The 26,875-nt window shown below is 63.0% G+C and carries 29 protein-coding genes; 18 read left to right on the forward strand and 11 right to left on the reverse strand.

The window, feature by feature from the left end; translation table 11 throughout:
• Both ATN37_RS05075 and bioB read right to left on the reverse strand, forming a co-directional pair.
• Entirely contained in the window at positions 1–225 is a 225-nt protein-coding gene (locus ATN37_RS05075) for a hypothetical protein (RefSeq protein WP_003941741.1), read from the reverse strand.
• The gene (gene bioB / locus ATN37_RS05080; protein ID WP_218694920.1) at positions 222–1,235 is read right to left on the reverse strand and encodes a biotin synthase BioB; all 1,014 of its coding nucleotides are present in this window, start codon (positions 1,233–1,235) and stop codon (positions 222–224) included. The genes ATN37_RS05075 and bioB overlap by 4 nt, the downstream gene beginning before the upstream one ends.
• A gap of 164 nt (positions 1,236–1,399) precedes the next feature.
• On the opposite strand from bioB, the gene ATN37_RS05085 reads away from it, so the two are divergent.
• On the forward strand, positions 1,400–2,056 hold the full coding sequence (locus tag ATN37_RS05085; RefSeq protein WP_007733086.1) for a TetR/AcrR family transcriptional regulator C-terminal domain-containing protein: 657 nt from the start codon (positions 1,400–1,402) through the stop codon (positions 2,054–2,056).
• Here the strand turns inward: ATN37_RS05085 and ATN37_RS05090 are convergent.
• Positions 2,042–2,362 (reverse strand): AzlD domain-containing protein, encoded by a 321-nt coding sequence (locus ATN37_RS05090; RefSeq protein ID WP_007733089.1) that lies wholly within the window; start codon positions 2,360–2,362, stop codon positions 2,042–2,044. The genes ATN37_RS05085 and ATN37_RS05090 overlap by 15 nt on opposite strands.
• Positions 2,359–3,072: an AzlC family ABC transporter permease gene (locus tag ATN37_RS05095; RefSeq protein WP_054827946.1), complete on the reverse strand. Its 714-nt coding sequence runs from the start codon at positions 3,070–3,072 to the stop codon at positions 2,359–2,361. Before ATN37_RS05095 ends, ATN37_RS05090 begins: the two co-directional genes overlap by 4 nt.
• Before the next feature lie 64 nt (positions 3,073–3,136).
• Here ATN37_RS05095 and ATN37_RS05100 point away from each other — a divergent pair, with 64 nt between their 5' ends.
• The 3 genes from ATN37_RS05100 to ATN37_RS05110 all read left to right on the forward strand — a co-directional run bounded on the left by ATN37_RS05100 (position 3,137) and on the right by ATN37_RS05110 (position 4,628).
• On the forward strand, positions 3,137–3,709 hold the full coding sequence (locus ATN37_RS05100) for a helix-turn-helix domain-containing protein (RefSeq protein WP_030537098.1): 573 nt from the start codon (positions 3,137–3,139) through the stop codon (positions 3,707–3,709).
• Between the two features lie 101 nt (positions 3,710–3,810).
• A complete protein-coding gene (locus ATN37_RS05105; protein ID WP_030537099.1) occupies positions 3,811–4,224 on the forward strand; it encodes a VOC family protein in 414 nt (137 codons plus the stop codon).
• A gap of 29 nt (positions 4,225–4,253) precedes the next feature.
• On the forward strand, positions 4,254–4,628 hold the full coding sequence (locus ATN37_RS05110; RefSeq protein WP_218694853.1) for a VOC family protein: 375 nt from the start codon (positions 4,254–4,256) through the stop codon (positions 4,626–4,628).
• A 5-nt stretch (positions 4,629–4,633) separates the two neighbouring features.
• On the opposite strand, the gene ATN37_RS05115 is transcribed toward ATN37_RS05110, so the two are convergent.
• Positions 4,634–4,798: a hypothetical protein gene (locus tag ATN37_RS05115; protein WP_003941708.1), complete on the reverse strand. Its 165-nt coding sequence runs from the start codon at positions 4,796–4,798 to the stop codon at positions 4,634–4,636.
• 288 nt (positions 4,799–5,086) lie between these two features.
• Between ATN37_RS05115 and ATN37_RS32380 the strand changes: the two genes are divergently transcribed.
• From ATN37_RS32380 to ATN37_RS05145, 7 genes are all read left to right on the forward strand, one after another.
• Positions 5,087–5,215 (forward strand): hypothetical protein, encoded by a 129-nt coding sequence (locus ATN37_RS32380; protein ID WP_003941742.1) that lies wholly within the window; start codon positions 5,087–5,089, stop codon positions 5,213–5,215.
• Positions 5,199–5,714 (forward strand): tail fiber domain-containing protein, encoded by a 516-nt coding sequence (locus ATN37_RS05120; protein WP_030537101.1) that lies wholly within the window; start codon positions 5,199–5,201, stop codon positions 5,712–5,714. Before ATN37_RS32380 ends, ATN37_RS05120 begins: the two co-directional genes overlap by 17 nt.
• 10 nt (positions 5,715–5,724) lie before the next feature.
• A complete protein-coding gene (locus ATN37_RS05125) occupies positions 5,725–7,698 on the forward strand; it encodes a GAF domain-containing protein (protein ID WP_308125194.1) in 1,974 nt (657 codons plus the stop codon).
• A 112-nt stretch (positions 7,699–7,810) separates the two neighbouring features.
• Positions 7,811–9,094 carry a hydroxymethylglutaryl-CoA reductase, degradative gene (locus ATN37_RS05130; protein ID WP_064444162.1) on the forward strand — a complete coding sequence of 428 codons (1,284 nt, stop codon included), beginning with the start codon at positions 7,811–7,813 and terminating at the stop codon, positions 9,092–9,094.
• Between the two features lie 5 nt (positions 9,095–9,099).
• Positions 9,100–10,068, forward strand: coding sequence for a hydroxymethylglutaryl-CoA lyase (locus ATN37_RS05135; RefSeq protein ID WP_218694857.1), 969 nt, complete (start codon positions 9,100–9,102; stop codon positions 10,066–10,068).
• A 76-nt stretch (positions 10,069–10,144) separates the two neighbouring features.
• A complete protein-coding gene (locus tag ATN37_RS05140) occupies positions 10,145–10,636 on the forward strand; it encodes a hypothetical protein (protein ID WP_003941716.1) in 492 nt (163 codons plus the stop codon).
• A complete protein-coding gene (locus ATN37_RS05145) occupies positions 10,633–12,015 on the forward strand; it encodes a tripartite tricarboxylate transporter permease (protein WP_003941745.1) in 1,383 nt (460 codons plus the stop codon). Before ATN37_RS05140 ends, ATN37_RS05145 begins: the two co-directional genes overlap by 4 nt.
• Positions 12,016–12,076: 61 nt before the next feature.
• On the opposite strand, the gene ATN37_RS05150 is transcribed toward ATN37_RS05145, so the two are convergent.
• The 3 genes from ATN37_RS05150 to ATN37_RS05160 all read right to left on the reverse strand — a co-directional run bounded on the left by ATN37_RS05150 (position 12,077) and on the right by ATN37_RS05160 (position 15,502).
• Positions 12,077–13,489, reverse strand: coding sequence for a diguanylate cyclase (locus tag ATN37_RS05150; protein ID WP_308125195.1), 1,413 nt, complete (start codon positions 13,487–13,489; stop codon positions 12,077–12,079).
• 187 nt (positions 13,490–13,676) lie between these two features.
• Positions 13,677–14,360 (reverse strand): dethiobiotin synthase, encoded by a 684-nt coding sequence (bioD, locus tag ATN37_RS05155; RefSeq protein ID WP_064113305.1) that lies wholly within the window; start codon positions 14,358–14,360, stop codon positions 13,677–13,679.
• The gene (locus ATN37_RS05160) at positions 14,357–15,502 is read right to left on the reverse strand and encodes an 8-amino-7-oxononanoate synthase (RefSeq protein ID WP_054186688.1); all 1,146 of its coding nucleotides are present in this window, start codon (positions 15,500–15,502) and stop codon (positions 14,357–14,359) included. The genes bioD and ATN37_RS05160 overlap by 4 nt, the downstream gene beginning before the upstream one ends.
• 38 nt (positions 15,503–15,540) lie before the next feature.
• On the opposite strand from ATN37_RS05160, the gene ATN37_RS05165 reads away from it, so the two are divergent.
• From ATN37_RS05165 to ATN37_RS05185, 5 genes are all read left to right on the forward strand, one after another.
• The gene (locus tag ATN37_RS05165) at positions 15,541–16,833 is read left to right on the forward strand and encodes an adenosylmethionine--8-amino-7-oxononanoate transaminase (RefSeq protein WP_218694861.1); all 1,293 of its coding nucleotides are present in this window, start codon (positions 15,541–15,543) and stop codon (positions 16,831–16,833) included.
• 57 nt (positions 16,834–16,890) lie between these two features.
• On the forward strand, positions 16,891–19,230 hold the full coding sequence (glgX, locus tag ATN37_RS05170; RefSeq protein WP_218694863.1) for a glycogen debranching protein GlgX: 2,340 nt from the start codon (positions 16,891–16,893) through the stop codon (positions 19,228–19,230).
• Positions 19,231–19,243: 13 nt separating this feature from the next.
• On the forward strand, positions 19,244–21,610 hold the full coding sequence (gene treY, locus ATN37_RS05175) for a malto-oligosyltrehalose synthase (RefSeq protein ID WP_064075428.1): 2,367 nt from the start codon (positions 19,244–19,246) through the stop codon (positions 21,608–21,610).
• A gap of 94 nt (positions 21,611–21,704) precedes the next feature.
• Entirely contained in the window at positions 21,705–22,517 is an 813-nt protein-coding gene (locus ATN37_RS05180) for a mycofactocin-coupled SDR family oxidoreductase (protein WP_047270120.1), read from the forward strand.
• A gap of 66 nt (positions 22,518–22,583) precedes the next feature.
• Positions 22,584–23,513 (forward strand): NADP-dependent oxidoreductase, encoded by a 930-nt coding sequence (locus ATN37_RS05185; RefSeq protein ID WP_050655323.1) that lies wholly within the window; start codon positions 22,584–22,586, stop codon positions 23,511–23,513.
• An 18-nt stretch (positions 23,514–23,531) separates the two neighbouring features.
• Here ATN37_RS05185 and ATN37_RS05190 read toward each other — a convergent pair whose 3' ends face one another.
• Entirely contained in the window at positions 23,532–23,951 is a 420-nt protein-coding gene (locus tag ATN37_RS05190) for a PaaI family thioesterase (protein WP_230587613.1), read from the reverse strand.
• 55 nt (positions 23,952–24,006) lie between these two features.
• Between ATN37_RS05190 and ATN37_RS05195 the strand changes: the two genes are divergently transcribed.
• A complete protein-coding gene (locus tag ATN37_RS05195) occupies positions 24,007–24,600 on the forward strand; it encodes a TetR/AcrR family transcriptional regulator (protein WP_003941729.1) in 594 nt (197 codons plus the stop codon).
• Between the two features lie 34 nt (positions 24,601–24,634).
• On the opposite strand, the gene ATN37_RS05200 is transcribed toward ATN37_RS05195, so the two are convergent.
• Positions 24,635–25,543, reverse strand: coding sequence for a DMT family transporter (locus tag ATN37_RS05200; RefSeq protein WP_047270118.1), 909 nt, complete (start codon positions 25,541–25,543; stop codon positions 24,635–24,637).
• 83 nt (positions 25,544–25,626) lie between these two features.
• On the opposite strand from ATN37_RS05200, the gene ATN37_RS05205 reads away from it, so the two are divergent.
• Entirely contained in the window at positions 25,627–26,517 is an 891-nt protein-coding gene (locus ATN37_RS05205) for a LysR family transcriptional regulator (protein WP_042921818.1), read from the forward strand.
• A 1-nt stretch (position 26,518) separates the two neighbouring features.
• Here the strand turns inward: ATN37_RS05205 and ATN37_RS05210 are convergent, their stop codons facing one another.
• The gene (locus ATN37_RS05210; protein WP_003941757.1) at positions 26,519–26,875 is read right to left on the reverse strand and encodes a PLD nuclease N-terminal domain-containing protein; all 357 of its coding nucleotides are present in this window, start codon (positions 26,873–26,875) and stop codon (positions 26,519–26,521) included.

The following is a 26,875-nucleotide window of genomic DNA, read 5'->3' on the forward strand; positions in this document are numbered from 1 at the left end:
CTACCTGCGGGCGACGTCGATCGAGTCGACGACACCGTGTCGGGAGCATTTCGCCCACCATCCGTCAGGGCTGACCTGAACGATCATGCGGCGCCCGCACTGCTCGCAGAAGCGAGGAGGCTCGAGCCCCATCGACGCCGCAGTCGGCGTCGGATCGTCGACGCCGTCGACGATCCGACGCCCGGTGAACGGGTTGTACCGCTCCTCGGTCACCGGAGTGCTCACAGAGTGTCGTTCAGTGCTTTGATCGGCATCTGCAGATCCACCAACAAATCCAGATCCTTCTCGGTGGGACGTCCGAGGGTCGTCAGATAGTTGCCGACGATCACGGCGTTGATTCCGCCGAGGATGCCCTGCTTGGCACCCAGGTCGCCGAGAGTGATCTCGCGTCCACCCGCGAAGCGCAAGATCGTGCGAGGTAGTGCGAGACGGAATGCCGCCACGGACTTGAGCGCCTCGCTGGCGGGCAGCACGTCCAGATCACCGAACGGCGTACCCGGACGCGGGTTGAGGAAGTTGAGCGGGACCTCGTCCGGCTCCAGTTCAGCCAGGTTGGCCGCGAATTCTGCGCGCTGCTCCAGGGATTCGCCCATGCCGAGGATTCCGCCGCAGCACACTTCCATGCCTGCTTCACGAACCATCCGAAGCGTGTTCCACCGCTCTTCCCACGAGTGCGTGGTCACGACGTTCGGGAAATGCGACTTCGAAGTTTCCAAGTTGTGGTTGTACCGGTGCACACCCATGGCGGCCAGTTGGTCGACCTGCTCCTGGGTGAGCATGCCGAGCGAGCAGGCGATCTGGATGTCGACCTCGTTGCGGATCGCCTCGATGCCTGCGGCAACCTGAGCGAGCAACCGGGCGTCGGGTCCGCGGACGGCGGCCACGATGCAGAACTCGGTAGCGCCCGACTTCGCAGTCTGCTTGGCAGCTTCCACCAAGCTCGGGATGTCCAACCACGCCGCGCGAACCGGCGACTGGAAGAGTCCGGACTGCGAGCAGAAATGGCAGTCCTCAGGGCAGCCGCCCGTCTTCAGGCTGATGATGCCCTCGACCTCGACCTCCGGTCCACACCACTTCATACGCACATCGTGGGCGAGAGCCAGCAGGTCTTCGAGCCTGTCGTCGTCGAGTCGGAGTACGTCGAGCACCTGGCTTTCGGTCAGGCCAACTCCTCTTTCGAGAACTTGCTCGCGCGCCTGGTCGAGGATGTCGACCGTCGCAGGGGCCGTGCTAATCGGGGGCGGGGTCACAGACGTCTCCTTCGAAACCAGCAAAATTGAACACCGTACAAGTTGAACGGTGTTCACGTTAGAGACGTGGTGGAATACTGTCAAAGGCGGGTCCGATCGACATTCGATCGAAAGCGCTCCACAGCGGGACGAAACGAGGGGAGCAACAAGTGCAGTTGCGACGCGGCGACGTGCTGGACGGCGCCATGGCGATACTCGACGAGTTCGGACTTGCCGACCTCACGATGCGCAGGCTCGCGACCTCACTAGGTGTCCAACCCGGCGCTCTCTACTGGCATTTCCCGAACAAACAGACCTTGCTCGGCGCGGTCGTCGACAAGATCCTCGAAGACCTCGACGCCCCCGTTGACGCGGACACGTGGCAAGAGGCGTATTCCGAACTGGCACACAGACTTCGGTCTGCCCTACTGGCGCACCGCGATGGCGCCGAGTTGGTCAGCGCCACCTTCGCTTCGCGGATGACGAACAGCAAGGTGCGCGAGCATTTCGTACAAGCCGGGCAAGAATCCGGTCTCTCACGCGAGCACGCCCAACTCGCGGCGTACGCCCTGCTGTATTACGTACTCGGCCATACCGTGGACGAGCAGTCCCGAGCGCAGATGGAAGAAATGGGGGCACTTACCCGAGCACCCATTTCCCCCGACTCCCCCGAGGTGATCGGCGGCGGTTCCGACGAGGACCTCCTCGACGGCGATCCGACAGTGCGCTTCCAGTTCGGCCTGGACCTGTTCATCGACGGCATTCGCACTCGCCTGAATTCGATCCCCGATTCAACGCCCATCGAATCGGCTCTACGACACTCCTGACAGTCGGAGTACTGCAGTAGTGCCGGCCGCGACAATCACCACGACCACCAACGGCGCCTTGAACCAGGCGCAGATGCCTCCGGCCACCACGCCGAGCATCCGCGCCGGCCCCGCAACGTCATGCCCGGTGAAGACCGTCGATGTCACAACCACTGCGAGCAGCAGCACCACGACAGCACGATCGAGGGTTTTCTCGGCGAAGCCGGAGAGCTTCACCCGAGCGCGGAGCAGAACGCCACTTGCCCGCAAAGCGTAAGAACCGCAAGCGAACACGACGATACCGATCCAGACCGACGCGGTATTCATCGAACCTTCTCCCGGAACGGTATCGTCACCGCGATACTCAGCAGCGCAACGAGCGGAGCGGTACCCGACGGCAGGAACGGCGACGTGGCCACCGCGACTGCTGCACCGATCAGGGCGGCAAGCAGCGTCACCTTCTCCTTCAGCGCAGGAAAGACAAGGGCCAGAATGACAACCGGAAACGCGGCATCCAATCCCAACGCGCCGGGGTCTCGGACGACGCTGCCGAGCAGCCCGCCCAGGAGAGCTCCGATCGGCCACGACACCGCGATCCCGATTCCACAGAACCAAAAAGCCGCACGCTTGCGCTCCACCGATTCCTGCGCCATGGCGACCGCGACGCTTTCGTCGTTGACCAGGTGCGCGCCGACCAACTTGCGCCAGCCCGAGCCCCTGCGCCAGCCTGAATCTTTGTAGCGATCCCTGCCGAGGAATGATCCTGCCGACATCCCATAGGCGAAGTTACGGGAGTTGATCAACAAGCCCGCCACAACAGCAGCGGTGGCACTGCCTCCGGCTGCGATGATTCCGATGAACAAGAACTCCGAAGACGCTCCCAGAACGAGTACAGCCAACGCCAAAAGCTGCCACAACGAGAATCCAGCCGATCCTGCCGTCACACCGTAGGACACACCGACGATGGCCACGGAGAGACAGATCAGCACGCTCACCCGAACCGTGTCTCGATCAACTGTTCGCCATAAAGAACGCATGTATTCTATGTTGAACGAAGTGACACCGTTCGTCAAGTAGAACGATCGATCGGAGAATCGAACGATGCCCAGTAATGAAACGGATACAGCGGAGACTCCTCAGAAACTGGTCGCCGTCGCACTCAAACGCGAACGTGCCCGAGCAGGCTTGAGCCTTTCGGAGGTCGCCAGGCGCGCCGATATCGCCAAGTCCACACTCTCCCAACTCGAATCCGGACTCGGAAATCCGAGCCTCGAAACTCTGTGGGCACTCGGAAACGCATTGGGCGTGCCGTTCTCACAACTCGTCGACTCTCAGGCACAGACCGTTCAGTTGATTCGAGCCGGAGAAGGTCCCGCGATTGCGTCGGCAAACGCGTCGTACATCGCGACACTCTTGGCGCCGAGCCCACCGAACGCACGACGCGATCTGTATCGGATAGTCGCCGAACCGGGCGAGCCGCGTATTTCGACTCCGCATGCACGCGGCACCACCGAACACGTCGTGATCGGCACCGGACGGGCGGAGGTCGGGCCCACTGCAAATCCGATCGAACTCGGACCGGGCGATTATCTTGCTTATCCCGGCGACGAGGAGCACATCTTTCGGGCGCTCGAGCCCGGGACGACAGCGATCTTGGTGTCGGAACACACCTGAGCCGCGATGAGTTTCGCCGCTGCGGGAAGTCTGTATCTGGGAGGTGATGTGGCCAGAGCCTCGATTGCCGAAGACAGTAACGACCGACAGCAGGAGGACCCATGTCCGGATCCAGCATCAGCAGCATTTTGCTCTCGAGCACCGACCCCGAACGCTTGCGCGACTGGTACGCCGAGGCGTTCGCCCCGAAGGTCGACCGGACTCCCGGCGAACCCGGCTACGACGTGCTCGACTTCAACGGTTTCTACGTGATGCTCGACAGACGCGACGACGTCGGCGAGACCAACCCCCAGCCGGGTCGCATGTTCCTCAACGTCGAAACCGACGACGCCCGGTCGATCGCACAGCGCATCGATGCGCTCGGCGGAAAATGGCACGCTCCACTCGAAGACCGCGGGGGCAGTTTGTTCGCCACTGCGATCGACCCCGACGGAAACTACGTTCAGATCATCGAGTTCAGCGAGGAAGCCAGGGCCGAGATGGAATCCGGAATGACGGATTCCCAAACCACCTAGTCCGGCAACCGCTGGGAACGGAGATAGTCATGCTTACAGACACGAAAGCATTCAGCGGATTTTCGGTGACAGACATCGACTCTGCAAAGAAGTTCTACGGCGAAACACTCGGGTTGAAGGTAACCGACGGAGACATGGGACTGATTCGCCTACATCTTGCCGGCGGAACCGAGATCCTCGTTTATCCGAAGCCGAATCACGAAGCGGCGACCTACACGATTCTCAACTTCGTCGTCGACGACATCGACACAACCGTCGACCAACTGACCGCACGTGGCGTGGAGTTTCTCAAATACGACGGATTCCCCCAGGATGAGCGAGGCATCATGCGTGGCAACGGCCCCGACATCGCGTGGTTCACCGATCCCTCCGGCAATGTTCTGTCGGTGATCAAGGAGTCCTGACGCGCTTAACCGCTGAACAGCTGCGACTGCCGCTGTTCAGCGGTGTCGGTGTTGGAGCGTTCTGCTGCCGCAGTTTCACGCTCGGCAGCCAGTTGCTCGGCGCTTTTTGCGTCGACAACGGGCTCCGACGCGCTGAGGTCGGAAAACAAGCCACTGCTCGATTCGTTCACATGCCACCCTTTTGCCTGGTCATCGTTGCCGCGCGCAGATAAACCTGCGTTAGAGATCGGTCGATGGCTACTCAATTACTGCCGCCCGTACGGCGCCGACAAGACGCCGATGACTCAGCAGTTCTTCACCCAGTGTTGCACGCCTGTGTTTTCCACGAGAAATTCGGTCCAGACGGGTTGTCATCGCCCGCACGGCGGAGCAATGTGAAAGATGAGCGCGGAGCAGGTCGGCAGCACTTTCGTCGGACACCTGGCCCCTCAATTCACCGCACAATTTTTGGAGGAATCATGTTGGGAATTGCTTTGGGCCTCGGCAGCGCCGCTGTCGGAATCGGCCTCGGACTGCTCGGCGCAGGAGCGGGAATTCTGCTGAGCGACAAGACCGTCAAAACCGCACGACGTGAACTCACCGCCTGACGAGGGCGAGCGCACTGAATTTTTGGGCACTCGGGTCGGTATTCGGGTGAACGCCGCGATGCGACACCCCGCGCAGTGGGTGTTCGCACGGGCCGCGCATCGACGTGGCGTGCATACCGGCGTAGATGTTCCGACGAGCGCGCAGGACGTGCTCGACCGGTTGACGGCACTCCGAATAAGTACGTGGAGTTACGGATTCGACCACAAGTCGGTCCGTCACCTGGGTCCGATGGCGCAAGACTTTGCGGCGATTTTCGGCTTGGGATCCAACGCCCGCCGGATCTCCGCCGTCGACGCGAACGGCGTCTGCATGGCGAGCATCCAAGCGTTGAACCGCAAAATCAGTGCCCTCGAGACAGAAGTCAGCGCGCTCGAGAAGGACGTGAACAGACTGAGACGGGAAACGGGAGACACGAGCACGACTCGGAATGCATTGGAAACAAACAACAATCACATATCCACACCGCTCGACGAATTCGGTGGATCCACCGGTCTGTAGTTTGTTCGGTGTGACCGCCCCTGATTCAGACTCCGACTCAGCGCCCAACGTGATTGCCGCGCTGTTCGACGTGACGTCCGATGCAGTCGGCGACGAACATGTCGAACAGGTACTTGCCGAATTCGGCTTTGGCGCAACGGAGGTCGCGGAGACCGCGGCCCGCATCCGGGCCAGTCGGTCGGAATTTCGGCGACTTCGCCGTCGCGAGAACGAATTGGCGGTTCTCTATTCGAGTGCACGTGAGCTCGCGCAGGTTCGCGACGTGGACACACTGCTGCAGAGGCTGGTCAACCGCGCACACGACATCATGGGCACCGACGTCACGTACCTGTCCGAGTTCGACGTGATCACTCGTGACCTGAATGTTCGAAAGACGGCCGGCGCGGTCTCGCCGGAACTCCAGCATCTGCAAGTTCCTGCCGGCGCGGGACTGGTCAGCGCGATTGCCGAATCTCGAGCAGCCCAATGGGTTCAGAACTACAGCGACTACACGCAGTCGCGCCATGACGAAGTGGTCGATGCCGCGATCGTCGCCGAGGGTCTGGTGGCGATTCTCGGCGTGCCGATGCTCTCCGACGGCCAGATCCTCGGAGTCCTGTTTGCCGCCGACCGCCGGGAACGACGATTTACCGCAGATCAGATCGCCCTGCTCTCTGCGCTGGCTGATCACGCCTCGGTAGTCCTGCAAACCGCACGGGCGCTGGACCGCGCCGAGGAATCCGCCGCCGAGACCGGGCGAGCACTCGACGAGCTGCGCGAGCACGTGTCCGCGCGGGACAAATCGAACATCGTCCACCAGGATCTGATCCACGCCGTTCTCCGCGGCGGTGGCTACGCCCAGGTTGCACGAACCCTCAGCAGCGCACTCGAACGCAGCACCGTCGTCGTCGACAATGAGCTACGCCCTCTCGTCACATCGTCGGGTGAGCAGATCACGACGGTGCCGTTGTCGCTACCTCGCGCCGTGTCCGATGCCATCGACCAGAGTCGCCGCAGTGGCCGATGCACGTTTGTCGCCGATAACAGCGAGACCGTGATCCAACTCGTCAGCGCCGTCACCGCCGGAGAATCGTTCCTCGGGGCCATCTTGCTGAATCGTTCGGACGCGCCGATCGGCCCCGTCGAACTCCGGACCGTGGAACGGGCAGCTCAGGTCACTGCCATCCTCGTGTTGCAACACTCGGCGGCGGCAGCAGCGGACCGGCGTGCACGTGACGAACTGGTCGCCGACTTGCTGAGCACTGCGCCCGAGCGCAGGCGCGATCTCGAACGTAGGACCCGAAACCTCGGCATCTCCGTCGGCGAACTGGACACCGTCCTCGTGGTGTCGGTCGCTCCGGAACTCCGCACCGCCGCGCTCCGCGCAATCGGGCAGTCTCTGCCGGTAGCGGGGTTGGCGGCGCAGCATGCCGGATTGATCGCGGTGGTCTCGCGCTCGGGAAACCCGGCAGCCGCGGCGACGGTCATTCACCGTCAGATCACCGGTTCGGTAGGACCGCACGCAGTAGTCATTGCGCCGGCGACGGCGGAACGCCCCGAAGAGCTCCCGGCGCGCTTCACCTCGGCGCTGCGCACGGCCCGCCTACTCACGGCATTGGGCAAGACCGACGGCGCGGTCACGACGGCGTCATATCTGCCGTACACCGTTCTGTTCGGCGAAAATCCGGAATCACTTCATCAGTTCATCGACGAAGTAATCGGCCCGGTACTCGCGTACGACCGCGACAAGGACACCGATCTCACCGCGACCCTTCGTGCCCTGGTACGCAACGACGGGAGCCCGACCAAGGCTGCCCGCGCACTCAACTATCACCCCAACACCGTCGTTCAGCGTCTCGACCGCATCCGTACGCTCCTCGGTCAATCGTGGCGGGAAGACGAGAACTTTTTCCGGGTGTCCATGGCGACGAGGCTCGACGAACTTCGGGACGTGGGAACCGAAGAGGCCGGAAGCGGCATCACCGACAGCGCCGATGGTGCATGACACTACAATTTCGACCGATCGATGTGTCGTGAGCACGTGGCCTGGCAAGCATCGACCTCCCTACTGTGAAGCGGAGCACAGAACCACTTCAGGAGGACGACCCCACGTGTCTATGAACAACCGGTCCATCAACAGCCGCATCGCCGATTTCCGGTCCTACGACGTCGCCGCACGACGCGCCGAGATCGTCCGCCAGACCGACCTGACCGAAGCAGACATCGCGGTCTACGACGCCGCCGACGGCCTCACCATCGACCAGGCCGATCGCATGGTCGAGAACGTCCTCGGCGTCATCGGCATCCCGGTCGGCGTGGCCACCAACTTCACGATCAACGGCACGGACTACCTGATCCCGCTCGCCACCGAGGAGCCGTCGGTAGTCGCAGCCGCAAGCAACGCTGCTCGCATCGCACGCGGACTCGGCGGCTTTCACGTCTCGAGTACCCCGCCGATCATGCAGGCCCAGATACAACTCGTCGACGTCGTGGATCCGGCGGCCGCCCGTATCCGACTCCTCGAGGCACGTGAAGAAATCATTGCACTCGCCAACGAACAGGACCCGAAACTGGTCAGCGTCGGCGGTGGCGTGAAGGACGTTTCGGTACGCATCGTTTCTTCGGACAAGGCCACCTACGTCGTCCTTCACCTTCACGTCGACGTACGAGATGCGATGGGCGCCAACGCCGTCAACACGATGGCCGAGGCAATCGCGGATCGAGTCGCCGAGATCGGCGGCGGACACGTCGTCCTGCGCATCCTCACCAACAAGGCCGATCTGCGGCTGACACGCGTTCGCGCCGTGTTCGACGCCGAATTGATCGGCGGCGCAGAGGTTGTGGACAACCTGATCCATGCCGCACGCTTGGCGGAGCTGGATCCCTACCGCGCCGCGACGCACAACAAGGGCATCATGAACGGCATCAGCGCCGTGGTGCTGGCGACCGGAAATGACACGCGCGCAGTCGAAGCCGGGTGCCACTCCCATGCAGTCAACGCCGACGGAATCTACTCGTCGCTCTCGCATTTCGAGAAGAATGCCGACGGAAACATCGTCGGCACCCTCGAGCTACCCATGCCGGTCGGCCTCGTCGGCGGGGCCACCAAAGTGCACCCCGTAGCGCAGGCCGCAATCAAGATGCTCGGCGTCGAGAGCGCCGAGGAACTCGCCGGCATCATCCTGGCAGTCGGCCTGGCGCAGAACCTGGCTGCGGTCCGCGTTCTGGCCAGTGAGGGTGTCCAGCGCGGACACATGGGGCTGCACGCCCGCAACATCGCTGCCACCGCCGGAGCGCAGAAGAGCGAGATCGACGCCGTGGTGGCACGCCTGATCGCGGACAAGAGCATTCGCGTCGAGCATGCCGAGAAGGTTCTCGCCGAGATCCGCGGCGGAAACTGACGACAATGACCGAAACAGTTGCAGGATCACCGGTGTGGAAGCCGGCGCCTCATCGAGTGCCGGCGCCGGGGCTGCCGACCTCGGTCCAGATCTACGAAGTCGGGCCACGCGACGGACTTCAAGCGGAAACAGCGGTGATCCCGACCGAGACGAAAGCCCAGTTCATCGAACGCCTGGTCGCGGCCGGCTCCCGCACTGTCGAATTGACGAGTTTCGTCTCACCTCGATGGATCCCGCAACTTGCGGACGCGGAAGAATTGATGGGTCGGCTGCACCTGCCGGACTCGGTACGTACGGTCGTTCTTGTCCCGAACCGCAAGGGTCTCGAGCGGGCCGTCGCCGCCGGAGCAAGCGAGGTTGCAGTATTCGTCAGCGCCACAAAGGAATTCGCGAAACGCAACCTCAATTCCACGGTGGACGGCGCGATCGCCGCGGCTGCCGAGGTCACTACGGCCGCCCGAGCCCTGGGACTTCCCGTCCGCGGCTACATCTCCATGTGCTTCGGCGACCCCTGGGAAGGCTCCGTGCCCGTCGAGCGTGTCGCCGACATCGCAAAGACCCTGATCGACAGCGGTGTCACGTCACTCTCACTCGGCGACACCATCGGCGTCGGCACACCTGGCCATGTGCTCGCTTTGCTCGGCGCCCTCCGAGAACGTGGCATCCCCACATCGCAGATCGCCATGCACTTTCACGACACCTACGGCCAGGCGCTGTCGAACGTCTATGCGTCGTTGACCGCTGGGGTATCCGAATTCGACAGTTCCGCAGGTGGTCTCGGACGGTGCCCATATGCCAAGGGCGCGACCGGAAATCTCGCGACCGAGGATCTGGTGTGGATGCTCCACGGCCTCGGGATCGACACCGGCATCGACCTGGATTCGCTCACCGATACAAGCATCTGGATGGCCGAACAGATCGGCCACTCGAGCCCGTCCCGAGTTGTCACCGCCCTCCGCGCAGCACGCACCTGACACCCGCAACGCAAGCCCCTCATCTCGCAAGCCCCTCCCTGTACGACCCCGCCATGCATGACACTGGAGAAGACTGATGTCACCACCGCAGCCGGCAACGACGCCGACCACCACAACCGAGCCGACCGAGCAGCAGACATACCTCGAGGTCTGGGGCGACACCGTCAACGGTCGACACCTCGCGATCTCCGTTGCAGTCGGCAGTGTCGTCGGCGCCTCGGCCCTTCTCGCGGCCCAGGCACTGTTCGAACGGGTCGTCAGCGAACCGTCGTTGGCCCAGGCGTACAGCCTTCTGGTCGGCATCGCGGCCTGCCTGCTCGCCGGCGTGGTCTGCGGAATCTTCATCAAGCCGAAGCGGATAGTCGCCTTGGCCGCCGCCGACGCGGAGTCGATCGACGGTGTCATCACGACGATGAGTGAACAGCGCCAGGGTCTGGGCACTCTCGCCGACATTCCGGAGCAGAGCCGACAGGAACTTCGCGAGCTGGGTCTGTACGACCACTTCGCCGCTGCCGAGGCCGAGCACGCACGGGTCTCGAACACACCGAAGGACGGTGGGCGCGCATGAGTTCGGTTCTGACCAACGAAATTCTGATTGCCGTTCTCTTCGGCATCATCGGCGCGGTCGCATTCACGTTCATCGGATTGATCTCCGGCACGGACGAGACCGCCACGATCGCACCACTGACTCTGCTCGTGATTCTGCTCGGCGCTCCCCCGGCGGCGGTCTTCACGTTCTTTCTCTCCGGTGCGATCGCCAAACACATGACACACGCGGTGCCGACGATGCTGCTGGGCATTCCCGGCGACACGATGGCGATTCCACTCTTGCCGGAAGCGCAGATGATGCGCTCACTCGGCATCCCGCACATCGCACTCCGCAAGGCGATCTCGGGAGCAGTGATCTCGGCGTTCGTCGCTGTGCCGGTTGCCGTTTTGTTCGCGACCATCCTCGCGCCGTTCGCGGACACCGTTCAGTCGATAGCACCGTGGCTGTTCCTGGTCGCCGCCATCGGCATCGCCTACGCCTCACCAGGCCGCTGGGCCGGGGTTGTCGCCCTCGTTCCCTTCGTCATCTTGATCCTCGGCGCCCGCGCGTTGACGTCGAATTACGATGTGTCGCTGAACATCAGCTACTTCCTTGCGATCGCAGTCGGGCCGCTGATCGCGGACCTCGCATTGACCTTGGGCCCGTCGAGCCGTAAGGACATGGAACGCAGTGAACCCAAAACCGTTGCATTGGCCCCGGACATCAAAGGATGGAAGGGATACTTCCCCAATCCTCTGAAGGTCCTCGATCGCAAGCAGATCGGTTACACCGCCGCCGCTTCCACGGTGTCGAGCGCAACCTTCGTCTTCAGCCCGGTCGCCATGACTGTTCTGATGGGTGAGCTGGTAGGTGCGCGGATCAAGAACGGCTATCACCGACTGACCACAATGGTCTCGGCGAAGAACGGTACGACGGAATCCACCTACATCGCGGAAACCCTCATCCCACTCGTCGCTTTCGGCCTTCCGCTCAGCCCGCTCGCGGCAGGCCCCGCAGCCCCTCTGTTCAACGCTCCACCGGTGTTCGAGACCAATCAGGAAACCGGAGTGATCAACAATCTCTCCACGTACCTGACGCAGTGGGAGTTCCTGCTCTACGGACTGCTCGCAGTGGTCACGGCAACGGTCATCGCATACCCGTTTGCCATGAACTACGCGTACCGCGCTGCGTCAGCGGTGGTCAAGCACATCAGTCACGAAGCTGTGATCGCGGTGTTCACGGGACTCGTCGTCGTCATCAGCATCTGGGAGGGCGGCATCCTCGGGCTTCTGATCACCGTGACGGTCGGCCTGGTCGGTGGTCTTCTCGGGCGCCTGTTCAAGATTCACGGCGGAGTTCTGTTCATGGGTTACTACGTAGCGCTGTTCAGTGTTCCTGCGCTGATCAATCTGTTCTGAATCGGTCGACTCCACCACCACGTGCGGACCCGCAACAAACTGCGGGTCCGCACGTATTTCTTCAGCTACCGACCGTGAGCGCCACGGTTCGATTGCGGTCCAACTTCTTCGCTCGATACAACGCCTCGTCAGCGCAATCGACCAATTGCGTCAGGTCTGCGTCGCCGTGGGGTGAACACGCGACACCGATGCTGACGGTCGGCCCGAATTCACCCAATACTGCCGACGAATTCTCCGCTTGCGCGCGTCGAATCATCTCGGCTGTTTCGGTCGCACCCTCGAGATCGACACCGGCCATCAGTACGACGAACTCCTCGCCGCCCAATCGGGCGAAGAGATGCTTGTCATCGAGGTGCCGCCGCACCTGATCGGCAAAACTCACCAACGCTGTATCGCCGGCACGATGACCGAGGTTGTCGTTCACCATCTTGAAGTGATCCAGATCCATCATCAGGACGCTGACCGGACGTCCAGAGGGGCGACGCGGATCGGTCGCACCCGTCACGCTGCCGCCTCGCCGCAGGAATTCGTCCCGGCGCAACGCACCGGTGAGATCGTCGTGGGTGACGGCCTGGGTGAGTGCCTCGAGCGCGCGGCGACGCTCGAGGATCACACAGGCCACCGCGATCGGCGCTACCGCCAGCAGCGACAATCCGATCTGGACCGACGCGCTGACCGGCGAGACGCCCTCGCTGGACAATCCGAGATGGCCGTCGGCCGTCAGTACCAACGTCCAGGCAGTTGACACAGCGGTGAGCACCGACGTGACAAATACATTGGTGAGCAAGGCTGCAGTCACCAGCGCCGGCATGGCAAACGCGATCGCTCCGGCACCACCTATCACCCACTCCAAGATGATGCAGACGGCCAGCAGCGCCGTCGGAACGACTGATCGACGCACAAGCGTGGCAACAGCTTTCGGTTCTCGATCCACTCGTCGAAGCGAAGGGAATGTCAGCACCAAGGGGACGATGGTCATGTAGTTGACGAACTCACTCGAGAACCAGAGCAACCAGCCGTCCCACCACTGCCCGCCGAACAGCACGCGGTTCGCGATTCCGCCCACGAGCGCCGCCATCGACGCGGCGGCGACAGTCACCGACACGAGATAGCCGACGGACTGAATACTGGTCAGTCGACGGTCCTCACTGTCGACCCAGCGAAAGGCGAAGAAGCCGCTCGCAACCCCGACGATGTTGGCCGCGTTGAGCCACACCGTGGACTCCCATGCCCCACCGGTGATCAGGTCGGCTCCGACATAACCGACTACGACGCAGATCCAGGTGAGCAGTGTGGCGGAACGCGGCGACCGAAAGAGGATCCCGAGTAGCAGCGCGTTGGCCGGCCAGAAGACTGCAAGCGTGCCCGGCAGACGGCTCAGAATTCCGACCAGGCACGAGACGAAGACGACTACGCCGATAAGCAGTGCGCGACGTACGGCCGATGACGACAACGACTTTTCGACCGTGCTCACCACCTACATTCGACTGACCTACTCACAATTCGACAACCACTGTCGGTGACCAAGGCGCCCCGGATGCAGGGTCGCCGCAAGACACCCGTCGAAATATACCGACCGGAATCGTACGCGAGGGACGTCGAAACCCAAGGCGCCCCACTGTGGCTTGGCTATCGATGCGGACAAATCGGATGTTACGTCGTCAGTTGGTCAAATGAAGTTCACCGAGCGTGATCGAAGCGGTGCGAGCAAACTCTCGGACACTCGCGCCTCCACTTCCGGCAGGCATTACCCCGAGAAGGGGAACACCGCTGACCGAGACCAGATCCTCGCGATTGCATTTCTCGGCGAGGTCCGGTTCCTGCGGCCACGAACCGATCACCAATCCGGCGCAGTCCACGCCGGATGCACGTAGGGCTTCCACGGTCAGTGCCGTGTGATTGAGCGTGCCCAGGCCGGACGCAACCACCAGCACCACTGGCGCTGCCAGAGCCGCGGCAAGATCGCGAGCGGTGAACCCGTCGACGCCCAAGCGGACCAGCAAGCCGCCGGCGCCTTCGATCAGGGTCAGGTCGTGGGTGGTGTCCAGGTCGCGAGCAACTCGGACTACTTCGTCGAGCGCCAACAACGGCAGACCACTTCGACGGGCAGCAGTATCCGGCGCCAAAGGTTCGGGATACCGCGCCAACTCGACCAGCGTCACGCCGCCGCCGGTCAGACGCTCGATCTCGGCCAGATCACCCGCACCGTCCACGTCGACGCCGGTCTGGGCCGGTTTGAGCACTGCAACCGACTTGCCCGACTGCAAGGCCACCGATGCCAATGCGGCTGTCACCACTGTTTTTCCGACGTCGGTCGACGTTCCGGTCACCAGGAAAATGCTCATGCTCGGGCTCCGGCCAATACTTCGCGCAGTACGAGAGCGATCTGCTCCATCTCGGATGCGGACAGCGTCGCTCGTGCGGTCAGACGCAGCCGTGACGTTCCTTCCGGAACCGACGGCGGGCGGAAGCAACCGACATGCAACCCCTGATCCCGGCACGCCGACGCGGCATCGAACGCCCGCTGCGGATCACCGAGAACGACTGAGACGACAGCAGATTCAGGCGACGGAGCACCGGTGACGTCCGCCAGCTCGGATGCCCGGGCCAGGACGTCGAGCGCTCGCGTCGGCTCACGCTGGAGTACGGCGAGTGCAGCCCTGGCCGCGCCTACGGCGGCCGGTGCGAGCCCGGTGTCGAAGATGAACGTTCTTGCCGCGTCGATGAGATGCGCGCGGATCTTGTTGTCACCGAGCACAACTCCGCCCTGGCTGGCGAGCGACTTGGACAGTGTTGCCGTCACGACGACGTCGGGTTCACCGGCCAGGCCCGACTCGTGGACGAGTCCACGTCCACCGGCACCGCGCACACCGATGCCATGCGCCTCGTCGACCAACAGGATCGCCCCGTACGCGCGGCACACCTGATGCATCTGCCGCAGTGGCGCGAGGTCTCCGTCGGCACTGAAGACCGAATCGGTGACGACCAGCGCTCGCTCTTCCACTCTGCTGCGCAACGTGTCGGCGAGAAAGCCCACGTCCGAATGCGGAGCAACGGCAACCCGAGCACGTGACAGGCGGCAGGCATCCACCAGCGAGGCATGCGATCCCGCATCGGAGACGATCAACGACCCTGGACCCGAGAGCGCCGTCACCGCGCCGAGATTGGCTGTGTAACCGGAGGAGAAGACAAGTCCGGAGTCCGCCCCGACGAACTCGGCCAGTTCGACTTCGAGCAGTTCGTGTTCGGTGGTGGTGCCGGTGACCAGACGCGAGCCCGTGGCGCCCGCGCCCCAACGGCGCAGAGCCGCCGCGGCACCCTCGATCACATCGGGGTGCCGCACGAGTCCGAGGTAATCGTTCGACGCCAGGTCGATCAACGGGGAGTCGACCGTGCGAGGACGGAGTTCGCGACGCAGTCCGGCGGCCCTGCGGTCCGCTTCGACGGCCGTCAGCCAATTCAGCGAGGTGTTCACTTTTCCGACCATACTTGAACACCGTTCAACTCAATGGTTAGGGTGCATCCGTGCTCACAACCGGACTTGATTCCCATGACGTCTCCGCCATCGATGCCGATGTCCTCTGGCATCCGTACGGATCGTTTCCCGCGTCGACTCGTCCGCTGATCGTCGACTCTGCGCAGGGGGCTACCCTGACGCTCTCCGACGGCCGCCGATTGGTCGACGGGATGAGCTCGTGGTGGGCCGCCATTCACGGCTACCGCAATCCCGTGCTCGACACCGCCGCCGCACGGCAGCTCGGCAAGATGAGCCATGTCATGTTCGGCGGACTGACGCACGAACCCGCCGCTCGCCTCGGGCGACTGCTCGTCGACATCACACCACCTCACCTCGACAAGGTGTTCCTCTCCGACTCCGGTTCGGTGGCCGTCGAAGTCGCAGTGAAGATGTGCCTGCAGTACTGGCGGAGCCTCGGAAAGCCGTCGAAGAATCGTTTGATGACCTGGCGCGGCGGATACCACGGTGACACCTTCACCCCCATGAGCGTCTGCGATCCCGACGGCGGCATGCATACTCTCTGGACCGACGTCCTGCGCCCTCAGGTCTTCGCGCAGGCTCCCCCGGCGGGCTATCTCCCCGAATACGTGCAGGAGTTGGAATCGCTCTTGGCCGAGCATCACGAGCACCTCGCAGCGGTGATCGTGGAACCAGTGGTCCAAGGTGCCGGCGGAATGCGTTTCCACGATCCCGCGTACCTGATCGACCTGCGTAACCTCTGCGACAAGTACCAAGTCCTCCTGGTCTTCGACGAAATCGCGACCGGATTCGGACGCACCGGAGAATTGTTCGCCGCCGATCACGCCGGCGTCAGTCCCGACGTCATGTGCGTCGGCAAGGCACTGACCGGCGGGTACATGAGTCTGGCGGCAACGCTGTGCACCACGGAGATCGCGGAGACCATCACTGCCGGTGAGGGCGGCGGGCTGATGCACGGCCCCACCTTCATGGGCAATCCACTCGCGTGCGCCGTCGCGGTGGCGTCGACCGAACTTCTGCTTGCGATGGACTGGCGGCGTGACGTCGCAACCCTCGAACGTGGCCTCGCTCGAGGCCTCGCCGAAGCCGTCACAATTCCCGGGGTCGTCGACGTCCGCGTCAAAGGCGGAATCGGAGTGATCGAACTCGAACAGCCGGTCGACATGCAGAGCGCGACCGATGCAGCCGTCGACGCCGGCGTCTGGCTCCGGCCGTTCCGCAACCTCGTGTACGCGATGCCTCCGTACCTGTGTTCGGAGGCAGAGGTGGAACAGATCACAGCCGGAATGCTTGCAACCGCCCGCAGCCAGGCGAAACGGTGATCGGCACCGTAGACAGTCGACGAGATTCGATCGGCTGCACCCGATAGGGTCTGATTCATGGATCAACCGCCGAGCGAGACCTCAGCCACTCCCATCCCGGTATGGCCTGGCAGTGCGTACCCACTCGGTGCCACCTACGACGGCGCGGGGACCAATTTCTCGCTCTTCTCCGAGGTCGCCGAGGCCGTCGAGCTGTGCCTGATCGCCAAGGACGGAACCGAAACCCGCATTCGGATGGACGAGGTCGACGGTTACGTCTGGCATGCGTACCTTCCGTCGGTATCCCCCGGCCAGCGATACGGCTACCGCGTACACGGGCCGTACGATCCGGCTGCAGGTCTGCGATGCGATCCGAGCAAGCTCCTGCTGGACCCGTACGGAAAAGCGTTCGACGGAGACTTCGACGGAGACCGTTCGCTGTTCTCGTACGACGTCGAATCGGCGGCGGACCCCGAACCTTCAGCAGACGACGAATCTCCCGCCGTGGGGCCGCAAGAGGCTACCGACGAAACGAGTTCGGAAGCCGAATCGGACGAGGTGGGCCTCGAAGACGACTCGCCCACGGGCGATCAGGAATCGGACGAGATCCTCGAGCCCGAACCCTTCGAGCCGGAACCACTCGTCGACGAACCCGCCACCATCCCTTTCCCCCAACATGATTCGCTCGGCCATACGATGTCGACCGTCGTCATCAACCCGTTCTTCGATTGGGCGTCCGACCACTCGCCGAAGCGTCCGTATCACGAGACGGTCATCTACGAAGCGCACGTCAAGGGTATGACCGCGACGCATCCCGGAGTTCCGGAGGAATTGCGCGGCACGTACGCGGGGCTCGCTCATCCGGTGATCATCGAGCACCTCACCGATCTGGGTGTCACGGCGATCGAACTGATGCCGGTCCACCAGTTCATGCACGATCAGGTGCTTCTCGACCAAGGTCTGCGAAACTACTGGGGTTACAACACCTTCGGCTTTCTCGCTCCGCACACCGACTACTCCTCGGCCACGAAACCCGATGCGGCCGTAGCGGAATTCAAAGCCATGGTGCGCAGCTTCCACCAGGCGGGTATCGAAGTGATCCTCGACGTGGTCTACAACCACACCGCCGAGGGCAATCACATGGGGCCGACCATCAGCTTCCGCGGAATCGACAATGCCGCCTACTACCGCCTGGTCGACGGCGACGAAGAGCACTACATGGACTACACCGGAACGGGCAACAGCCTCAACGCCCGTCATCCGCATACGCTGCAATTGATCATGGACTCTCTGCGGTACTGGGTCACGGAGATGCACGTCGACGGTTTCCGCTTCGACCTCGCCTCGACACTCGCCCGTGAACTGCACGACGTGGACCGCCTTTCGGCCTTCTTCGATCTCGTGCAACAGGATCCGATCGTCAGTCAGGTGAAGCTGATCGCCGAACCGTGGGACGTCGGCGAAGGCGGTTACCAGGTCGGCAACTTCCCCGGCCTGTGGACCGAATGGAACGGCAAATACCGCGACACCGTCCGCGACTACTGGCGTGGTGAGCCGGCAACGCTGGGGGAGTTCGCCTCCCGTCTCACCGGATCCTCTGATCTCTACGAGGCCACCGGACGTCGCCCTGGCGCGAGCATCAACTTCGTCATCGCTCACGACGGTTTCACCCTGCACGACCTCGTCTCGTACAACGAGAAGCACAACGAAGCCAACGGCGAGAACAACAACGACGGCGAATCGCACAACCGATCTTGGAACTGCGGGGTCGAAGGCCCCACCGACGACCCGGAAATCCTCGAACTGCGTGGCCGTCAGAGCCGGAACATACTGGCTACGCTGATGCTCAGCCAGGGCACCCCGATGCTTGCTCACGGCGACGAGATGGGCCGAACTCAGCAGGGTAACAACAACGTTTACTGCCAGGATTCGGAACTGTCATGGATGGATTGGACTCTCGCGGAAACCAACGCCGACCTCGTCGAGTTCACCAAGCGCGCAATTGCCTTGCGCGCCAAGAACCCGGTCTTCCGGCGTCGTCGATTCTTCGAGGGGCGACCTATTCGAAGCGGCGATCAGAGTCGCGACATCGCCTGGCTCACGCCGTCTGGCGAAGAGATGACTCCGGCCGACTGGGACAGCGGTTTCGGCAAGTCGTTGGCTGTCTTTCTCAACGGTGACGCGATCCCGGAACCGAACTACCGTGGCGAGCGCGTCACCGGAGATTCGTTCCTTCTCTGCTTCAACGCCCACTACGAAGATCTCGAATTCTCCACCCCCAACGCGGACTACGCGTCGGAGTGGACCGTCGTACTCGACACCTCGGTCCCCACCGGTGAGAGCGATACCGTGATCAAAGCCGGAACAACATTGGATGTAAAAGCGCGAGCATTGACGGTACTTCGCAGAACCGCTTGAGGGAGACGTGCACATGGCCCCGATAACCAGCACCTACCGACTGCAGTTGCGACCGGATGCATTCACTCTTCGTGATGCGGCCGCACAGGTGGACTACTTCGAGGCATTGGGGGTCTCACATCTCTATCTCTCCCCCATCCTCACGGCAACGTCCGGATCGACGCACGGCTACGACGTCACCGATCCGACAACCGTGTCCGAAGGACTTGGTGGCCGCGAGGCCCTGGTGGAGCTCTCGCGCGCCGTTCGATCACGTGGGATGGGCCTGATCGTCGATCTGGTCCCCAACCATGTCGGTGTCGCCAAACCTCGCGAAAATGCTTGGTGGTGGGACGTTCTCACGCACGGGCAGTCGTCGGAGTACGCGCATTTCTTCGACATCGATTGGGCCGAGGACAACGGAGCCAACGGCGCCGACGGCAAACTCTCACTCCCGGTACTGGGCAGCCCGGACGATCTCGACGCACTGACTGTCGAGAAAGATGGCGAGGAAACACTTCTCGCGTTCTACGAGCACCGCTTCCCCATCGCTGCCGGTACTGAATTCGGATCTCCACAGGAGGTGCACTCCAGGCAGTCGTACCGACTCGTACCGTGGAACGCCGGGATCGTCAACTACCGACGGTTCTTTGCCGTCAACGAACTCGCTGCGCTGCGCCAGGAGGACCCCCAAGTCTTCGAACTCTGCCATCGGCAAGTGAAGTCGTGGGTCGACGAAGGACTGATCGACGGCGTTCGCATCGATCATCCGGACGGACTCGCGAATCCGGCGGAATATCTCGGGCGCCTGCGAGAACTGATCGGACCAGATCAGTGGCTCGTGATCGAAAAGATCCTCGGCCATACGGAACCACTCGATCCGATGCTCCCGATCGACGGCACCACCGGATACGACGCCCTCAATCAGCTGGGCGGCATTTTCGTCGATCCCGCCGCCGAACTCGAATTGACCGAACTCTCGGCAGATCTGACCGGCGACGACGGGGACAGTACGTGGTTGCATCACACCGAACGTCAGTTCAAACGCGACACCGGGCGCGGTGACCTGGCACCGGAGGTTCGCAGGCTCGTACGTGCAATCCGACGCGAAACCGGAAGTCGTTGCAGTGAGACCGAACTGAACGACGCAGTTGTCGTCGCGATCGCTCGGATGCCGGTGTACCGATCCGACTACAGTCCCCTCGCCGGTTTGGCCGCTCGGATCGTCGGCGACATGCACGAATTGGCTCCCGGACATGAACCATCGTTCAACGTGTTGGCGCAATCCCTGGTGAACAGCGGTGAAGCCTCAGTTCGCTTCCAGCAGGTGTGTGGCGCTGTCATGGCCAAGTCCGTCGAAGATCGACTCTTCTATCGGACGGCGCGCCTGGTCTCACGTCAGGAAGTCGGCGGCAACCCGGCATCGCTTGCCGTCTCCGTCGCCGAATTCCATCTCCACAACGCGGACCGAGCGAAGCGGTGGCCGCGCGCGATGACGAGTCTGTCCACTCACGACACCAAACGCGGCGAGGACGTGCGGGCACGGATCGGTGTTGTGTCTCAGGTGCCGACGCTGTGGGCCCGGCTGATTCGCGAGTGGGAAGACGTGTGCCCCAGCCCTGATCCGCTTACCGGATTGTTCTTGTGGCAGAACATCATCGGTGTGTGGCCGGCGGACGGCCGCTCGGCAGCCTCGGTTCCAGAGCTGCGCGAGCGTTTGCACGCCTATGCGGAGAAAGCCGTCCGCGAGTCCGGCGCCAGAACTTCCTGGAACGATCCGGACGTCGACTTCGAGTCGGCAGTGCACCGCTGGATCGACGAGGTGATCGACGGCCCGGTCGGTGATTCGGTCAGCGAATTCGTCGGCAGGATCGCGCGTCACGGCTGGTCGGACTCTCTGGGCCAAAAGCTGCTCCAACTTCTCGGGCCCGGCGTTCCCGACGTCTACCAGGGCACTGAGCTGTGGGAGGACTCGTTGGTCGATCCGGACAACCGGCGGCTTGTCGACTACGGAACGAGGCGATCACTGCTCGATTCCGGCGCCGCGCCGATCGACGCAACAGGAACCGCAAAGTTGCACCTCGTTCGCACGGCACTGACACTGCGGCGGGAGAACCCCTCGTGGTTCGATCACGGTGAGTACCGGCCGGTCTTCGCTTCAGGTTCCGGATCCGGTCATCTGGTCGGCTTCTCGCGCGGCCCGGCAGGTGATCCGCCTATGGTCGTTGCTCTGGCGACGCGACATTCGCTCAGACTCTCGTCGCACGGTTGGAGAGATACGCGAGTGGACCTGCCAGATGGCGAATGGGTCGACGCACTGAGCGGACAACCCGTCTTGTCTTCGGATGCGCGGGACATCTTCGCTGCCGGGCCATGTGCCCTGTTGACCAGGGTGCGCTGAGCGGTTTCCGCTGACTGGGCATTCACCCCCGAAAAGAACTTCGTCGCGCTAACTTCCGAAGAGCAGATCATCACCACTAGTCGGAGGTTTGAGCATGGCCGCCAGTCGATTCACCGGAAAAGTTGCCTTCATCACCGGAGCCGCCCGTGGTCAGGGGCGCGCCGAAGCTGTCCGGCTGGCAGAAGAGGGCGCAGACATCATCGCCGTCGACGCGTGTGTTCAATTCGAATCCACCTCGTATGCCGGCGCCACCGACGACGACCTGGCCGAGACAGTCGAAATGGTCAAGGCCCTGGACCGTCGAATTGTCGCTACCAAGACCGACGTTCGCGACTTCTCTGCGCTGTCCGCGGCGCTCGCGGCCGGCATCGACGAATTGGGGCGACTTGACGTCGTCGTCGCGAACGCCGGAATCTGTTCTGCCAACATGTCCTGGGAAATCACGCCCGAGCAGTGGCAGGAAACGCTCGACGTCAACCTGACCGGCGTCTTCCACACCGCCAAGGCAGCGATCCCGCACCTGATCAAGCAAGGCACCGGTGGCTCGATCATCTTCACCAGCTCCGTCGCCGGCCTGCGCGGCCTCCCCTTCCTCGGCCATTACGTCGCGAGCAAACACGGCATCACCGGTCTGGCCAAGACGATGGCCTCGGAGTTGGGGCAGTACAACATTCGGGTCAACACCATCCACCCACACGGCGTGGAAACCGGAATGCAGATGACGGACATGCGGCCGCTCATCGACGCCAACGCCCACACACTCGGTCCGATCTTCATGCAGACCTTGCCCGACCCGGTCAGCCAGCCGGAGGACATCGCCGCCGCCGTCGCGTTCCTCGGTTCCGACGAGGCCCATCACATCACCGGCATCGCGATGCCGCTCGATCTGGGCACCCTGATCCGCTGATCGAATCTTCTCGAGTTTTTCCCGTCCTCGGGGAATATCGCTTCCCCGAGGACGGTTGCGCGAGACATGACCAAAACTGTTGTAGCGCAGACGTACGGCACGCCCGAGGTCCTGAAGCTGGTGGACGTCGATTTACCGGCACCGAAATCAGGTGAAGTCCTGGTCGACGTGAAGGCGATCGGCGTCAATCCCTTCGACTTCAAGCTCTACAGCGGCGCTTTCGGCACCGACCCCGAGAAACTTCCCATCCGCCTCGGCGGCGAGGCAGCGGGCGTCGTCTCGGCTGTCGGCGACGGCGTCACAAATGTGAACGTCGGCGACGAAGTGATCGTCAGCCCCGGCAACGGCCTCTACTCCGAACAAGTAGTCGTGCCGGTCTCCTCTGTCACCGCGAAGCCCGCAGGCATCAGCTGGGAACAGGCAGCCGGCCTCCTTCTGGTCGGCGGAACTGCAGTCGACGCCCTCGACACCATTCGGGTCGGTTCCGGCGACACCGTTCTCATCCACGGCGCGTCCGGCGGCGTCGGCGCGATCGCTGTTCAGCTGGCAGTTGGTCGCGGAGCTACGGTGATCGGCACTGCGGGAGCCTCGAATCAGGATTACGTGCGCTCGCTCGGCGCGACGCCTGTGCTCTACGGCCACGGCCTCGAAGCGCGTGTCCGTGAACTCGCGCCGAACGGCGTCGATGCGGCGTTCGACACCGCCGGAACGGACGAAGCCGTCGATGCATCTCTGGCTTTGGTCACCGACAAGAGTCGCATCGTCACCATCGTCGCGTTCGGACGCGCCCAGACCGACGGCTTCGCGTCCGTCGGCGGAGGCAATCCGGCAAGTGCGGAAGCGCGTTTGAAGGCTCGATCCGAACTGGTCGAACAAGCCGGTTCCGGACATCTCACCGTGAAGATCGCCAAGACTTTCCCACTAACGGACGTCGCGCTCGCTCACACCGAGTTGCAGAGTTCGCACCCCGCGGGAAAGTTCATCCTCGTTCCGTGACCTTCAGCTCTGTCTTGCCTAGGCCTTAGGGGCGAGTGGAACCAACAGGGTGGTGCCGAACGCGACGAGCACCGATTCGCCTTCGCGTTCGGCATGTACCTCGGCAGTGACGAACACCTGCTTGCGCCCGGCCTTGACCGAGCGCGCCGTAGCGACAAATGCGGTTCCGACGCCCGGACTCACGAAATTGACCGCGCAGTTGGACGCCGCCACGACACCTACCTGGGTGAAGGCAGCAAATCCGCACGCGGTGTCGACGAGTCCCGCCACGAGCGCAGCGTGCAGGTGTCCCGAGTACTGGCCCAGATCCTCACGCCATTCGAGCCGCAGACAAACGCGACCCGGTTCGGCCTCCGTGACTTCGAATCCGGCCCACCGGTTGAAGGCCGCCGAGGCGTTGACCGCGCGCAACTGTTCGAGCATTTCAGAATTTCCCATGTAGACCAGTCTACATAGATTGTGGTGGATCGCTGGGGTGTTTAAGCTCCAACTCGTGGCGACTCCCCCGAAACACCGCGAAGCACTCGTACGAGCTGCGGCCGATCTGTTTCGCCGCCAGGGGTATGCGGCAACGGGCCTCAACGAGATCCTCAAGTCGAGCGGGGCGCCGAAAGGTTCGCTCTACCACTACTTTCCCGGCGGCAAAGAGCAGATCGGCGAAGAGGTCGTCCGCGTCGGCGGGCAGTTGGTCACCGACACCCTGACCGAACTCGCCGACAGCCAATCGGACGCCGGGTCGCTGCTGCGCGAGTACGCGCGGTTGCTCGCCGGATGGGTGAGCGATTCGGATTTCCACGAAGGCTCGCCGATCACGACGGTGTTGTTGGAACTTGCCCCCGATTCGGAGAGCGTGACAGCCGCCGGACAGGCGGTGTATCGACAGTGGACTTCGCTACTGCGCGACACACTGATCGCGTCCGGGGTCGGACGTGCGCGAGCGGAACGGCTTGCCGTCCTGGCAGTGTCCGCGCTCGAGGGCTCGCTGGTGCGGGCTCGCGTCGAACGATCCGGTCAGCCGATTCTCGATTCCCTCGGCGAGGTCGCCGACGTGTTCGACGGAGCAATCGCCGCGGCGCACTCTCACTGAGCGAACGCGACCTGAGCGAACGGCACTCTCGGTCTCATGAAGGCGCCGAAAGGTACGTTCGCTCGGAATCGGAGGGTGGCTCAGTCGGCTTCCGGGCGCCATCCCGAGCACCACCTCGAGCACCACCGCGGGCCGCGCCGATCCCTGCGACGACGACGCACGCGATACCTGCCACGGCCAGAACACTCGGAACCTGTTGCAGCACAACCAGACCGATAAGCTGCGCGAAAGCAGGCTCGAGACTCATCAGCGTGCCGAACGCCGCCGTGGACAGCCTTCGCAACGAGACCATCTCCAGAACGAACGGCACGACGGGCAGCAAGATCGCGAGTCCGAGGCCCACGAGAATCAGATGCGGAGTCAGCCGCCCGATAGCCGAGTGGCCTACGGCAATTGTCGCGGCCAACCCGGCTACCGCCATCGACACCGCCAGCCCGTTGATACCGGCAACCTCGTCGCCGACGCGCTGGGTGAGCAAAATGTACATCGCCCAGCAGAGCGCCGCACCGAGTGCGTACGCCACACCGACCAGATCGACTGTCCCGGCCCATGGTTCGGTGAGAAGCACGACGCCCACGCCTGCCAGAACCGGCCACAGAACACGGCCACGCCCCCGGAGCAATGCAACCGTCAGCGGACCCAAGAATTCCAATGCGCTTGCTGTTCCCAGCGGAAGGCGCTCCACCGCTGCCATGAACAGGAGCGTCATGCCTGCGGTGACCACACCCAGAACCACGCAAGCCAGAAACGCCTTGCGAGTGAACGCCGAAGGGCGGGGCCTGACGATGATCAGAAGAATGATGCCTGCCCAGGCGAGTCGTAGCCACGCCGCTCCGTCTGCGCCGAGCTGATCGATCAGGCCCACCGACACGGCGAGCCCGAGCTGCACGCACAACATCGCCAAAACAGCCAGGCCCACTCCGGCCCGCGCTTTCGTATCCATAGCTGAATTGAACGGGAGGCCAACCGTTCGTGTCCACGCGATTTTAACCTACATTATGTTCACGATTAGTGAATGATCGAAGGATGGAAACCCGTCGACTCCATCTCCTCCTCGAACTCTCCCGCTTGGGTTCGATGCGTGCGGTCGCCGAAGCGCACAACCTCACGACGTCGACCGTGTCCCAACAACTCGCGGCCTTGACCGCGGAGACTGGTACCGCACTGATCGAGCCCGACGGTCGCCGGGTGCGGCTGACGCCGGCCGGTCAACGACTGGCCGATCATGCCGTCACCATCCTGGCAGCCGTCGATGCAGCTCGCCTGGACCTCGATCCGGACGCGGAACCGGTGGGGACCCTGCGAGTCGGCGGATTCGCAACTGCGATCAGAACCGCGATGCTCCCCGTCGCTCGAAGCCTGCAACGCAGTCACCCGCAGGTGGACGTGATGATCTACGAATACGAACCCGTCGAGGCTTTTGCACTCCTCGAACGCGACGATCTAGACCTCGCACTGACGTACGACTACAACCTTGCCCCCGCGTCGCCGAGCCCACTACTCGAAGCAATTCCGCTCTGGTCGACGCCATGGGGACTGTGTGTTCCCGACGACGCCAAAGCTCCCGACAAGTCCACAGAATCCGGAATCGATCTCCGCGCCTTCGCCGACACGTCATGGATAGTGAACTCACGCAACACGGCAGACGAGCGCGCTGTGCGAACCCTCGCGTCGCTGGCCGGGTTCACCCCTCGGATCACTCACCAGATCGACAGTCTCGACTTGGTCGAACTCTTGATCCTCAGTGGTTACGGCGTGGGGCTGATGCCGCTCGAACGCAAGACTCGCGAAGGCGTGCGCGTCGAACCACTCGTCGATCCGCCCGTCATCCTCACTGCCTATGCGGTGACGCGTCGCGGCCGATCGTCGTGGCCGCCGCTTCGGCTCGTGTTGGACCGACTCACGGCCTACCGATAACTCACATCCGATCAGCGTCGCCGTCGCGGCGCTGCTGCTTGGCAATTCGACGCTGCTCTTCCGCCCGTTCGCGGCACTGACGCAAGAAGGCTTCGTCCGCCGCCGGATCCTGCGCAACGGCACGTCCCGGGCGCTCGTATTCGCCGTACCCGGTTGGGCCGACGTATCCGCGGGGCGCGTTCTGTCCGCGCCCGACCACCAGCCACAGAACCGATCCCAAAGTAGGAAGGAAGATGATGATCAGAATCCAGACGACCTTGGGTAGGTACTGGATGTAGGCGTCATCTCTCGTGATGGCGTCGACGATGCAGAAAATCCACAGCAACATCGTGATGAGGCCGAACAAGGCATAGGGCAC

It is taken from the genome of Rhodococcus sp. MH15 (assembly GCF_019266045.1).
Classification (GTDB): domain Bacteria; phylum Actinomycetota; class Actinomycetes; order Mycobacteriales; family Mycobacteriaceae; genus Rhodococcus_F; species Rhodococcus_F qingshengii.

What these genes read in the sequence shown, in the direction of transcription:
- ATN37_RS05090 (WP_007733089.1), bottom strand. Translation starts at nt 2,362, where the DNA reads ATGAATACCGCGTCGGTCTGGATCGGTATCGTCGTGTTCGCTTGCGGT.
- ATN37_RS05095 (WP_054827946.1), bottom strand. Translation starts at nt 3,072, where the DNA reads ATGCGTTCTTTATGGCGAACAGTTGATCGAGACACGGTTCGGGTGAGC.
- ATN37_RS05100 (WP_030537098.1), top strand. Translation starts at nt 3,137, where the DNA reads ATGCCCAGTAATGAAACGGATACAGCGGAGACTCCTCAGAAACTGGTC.
- ATN37_RS05105 (WP_030537099.1), top strand. Translation starts at nt 3,811, where the DNA reads ATGTCCGGATCCAGCATCAGCAGCATTTTGCTCTCGAGCACCGACCCC.
- ATN37_RS05110 (WP_218694853.1), top strand. Translation starts at nt 4,254, where the DNA reads ATGCTTACAGACACGAAAGCATTCAGCGGATTTTCGGTGACAGACATC.
- ATN37_RS32380 (WP_003941742.1), top strand. Translation starts at nt 5,087, where the DNA reads ATGTTGGGAATTGCTTTGGGCCTCGGCAGCGCCGCTGTCGGAATCGGC.
- ATN37_RS05130 (WP_064444162.1), top strand. Translation starts at nt 7,811, where the DNA reads ATGAACAACCGGTCCATCAACAGCCGCATCGCCGATTTCCGGTCCTAC.
- ATN37_RS05135 (WP_218694857.1), top strand. Translation starts at nt 9,100, where the DNA reads ATGACCGAAACAGTTGCAGGATCACCGGTGTGGAAGCCGGCGCCTCAT.
- ATN37_RS05140 (WP_003941716.1), top strand. Translation starts at nt 10,145, where the DNA reads ATGTCACCACCGCAGCCGGCAACGACGCCGACCACCACAACCGAGCCG.
- ATN37_RS05145 (WP_003941745.1), top strand. Translation starts at nt 10,633, where the DNA reads ATGAGTTCGGTTCTGACCAACGAAATTCTGATTGCCGTTCTCTTCGGC.
- bioD (WP_064113305.1), bottom strand. Translation starts at nt 14,360, where the DNA reads ATGAGCATTTTCCTGGTGACCGGAACGTCGACCGACGTCGGAAAAACA.
- ATN37_RS05160 (WP_054186688.1), bottom strand. Translation starts at nt 15,502, where the DNA reads ATGGTCGGAAAAGTGAACACCTCGCTGAATTGGCTGACGGCCGTCGAA.
- glgX (WP_218694863.1), top strand. Translation starts at nt 16,891, where the DNA reads ATGGATCAACCGCCGAGCGAGACCTCAGCCACTCCCATCCCGGTATGG.
- treY (WP_064075428.1), top strand. Translation starts at nt 19,244, where the DNA reads ATGGCCCCGATAACCAGCACCTACCGACTGCAGTTGCGACCGGATGCA.
- ATN37_RS05180 (WP_047270120.1), top strand. Translation starts at nt 21,705, where the DNA reads ATGGCCGCCAGTCGATTCACCGGAAAAGTTGCCTTCATCACCGGAGCC.
- ATN37_RS05185 (WP_050655323.1), top strand. Translation starts at nt 22,584, where the DNA reads ATGACCAAAACTGTTGTAGCGCAGACGTACGGCACGCCCGAGGTCCTG.
- ATN37_RS05190 (WP_230587613.1), bottom strand. Translation starts at nt 23,951, where the DNA reads ATGGGAAATTCTGAAATGCTCGAACAGTTGCGCGCGGTCAACGCCTCG.
- ATN37_RS05200 (WP_047270118.1), bottom strand. Translation starts at nt 25,543, where the DNA reads ATGGATACGAAAGCGCGGGCCGGAGTGGGCCTGGCTGTTTTGGCGATG.
- ATN37_RS05205 (WP_042921818.1), top strand. Translation starts at nt 25,627, where the DNA reads ATGGAAACCCGTCGACTCCATCTCCTCCTCGAACTCTCCCGCTTGGGT.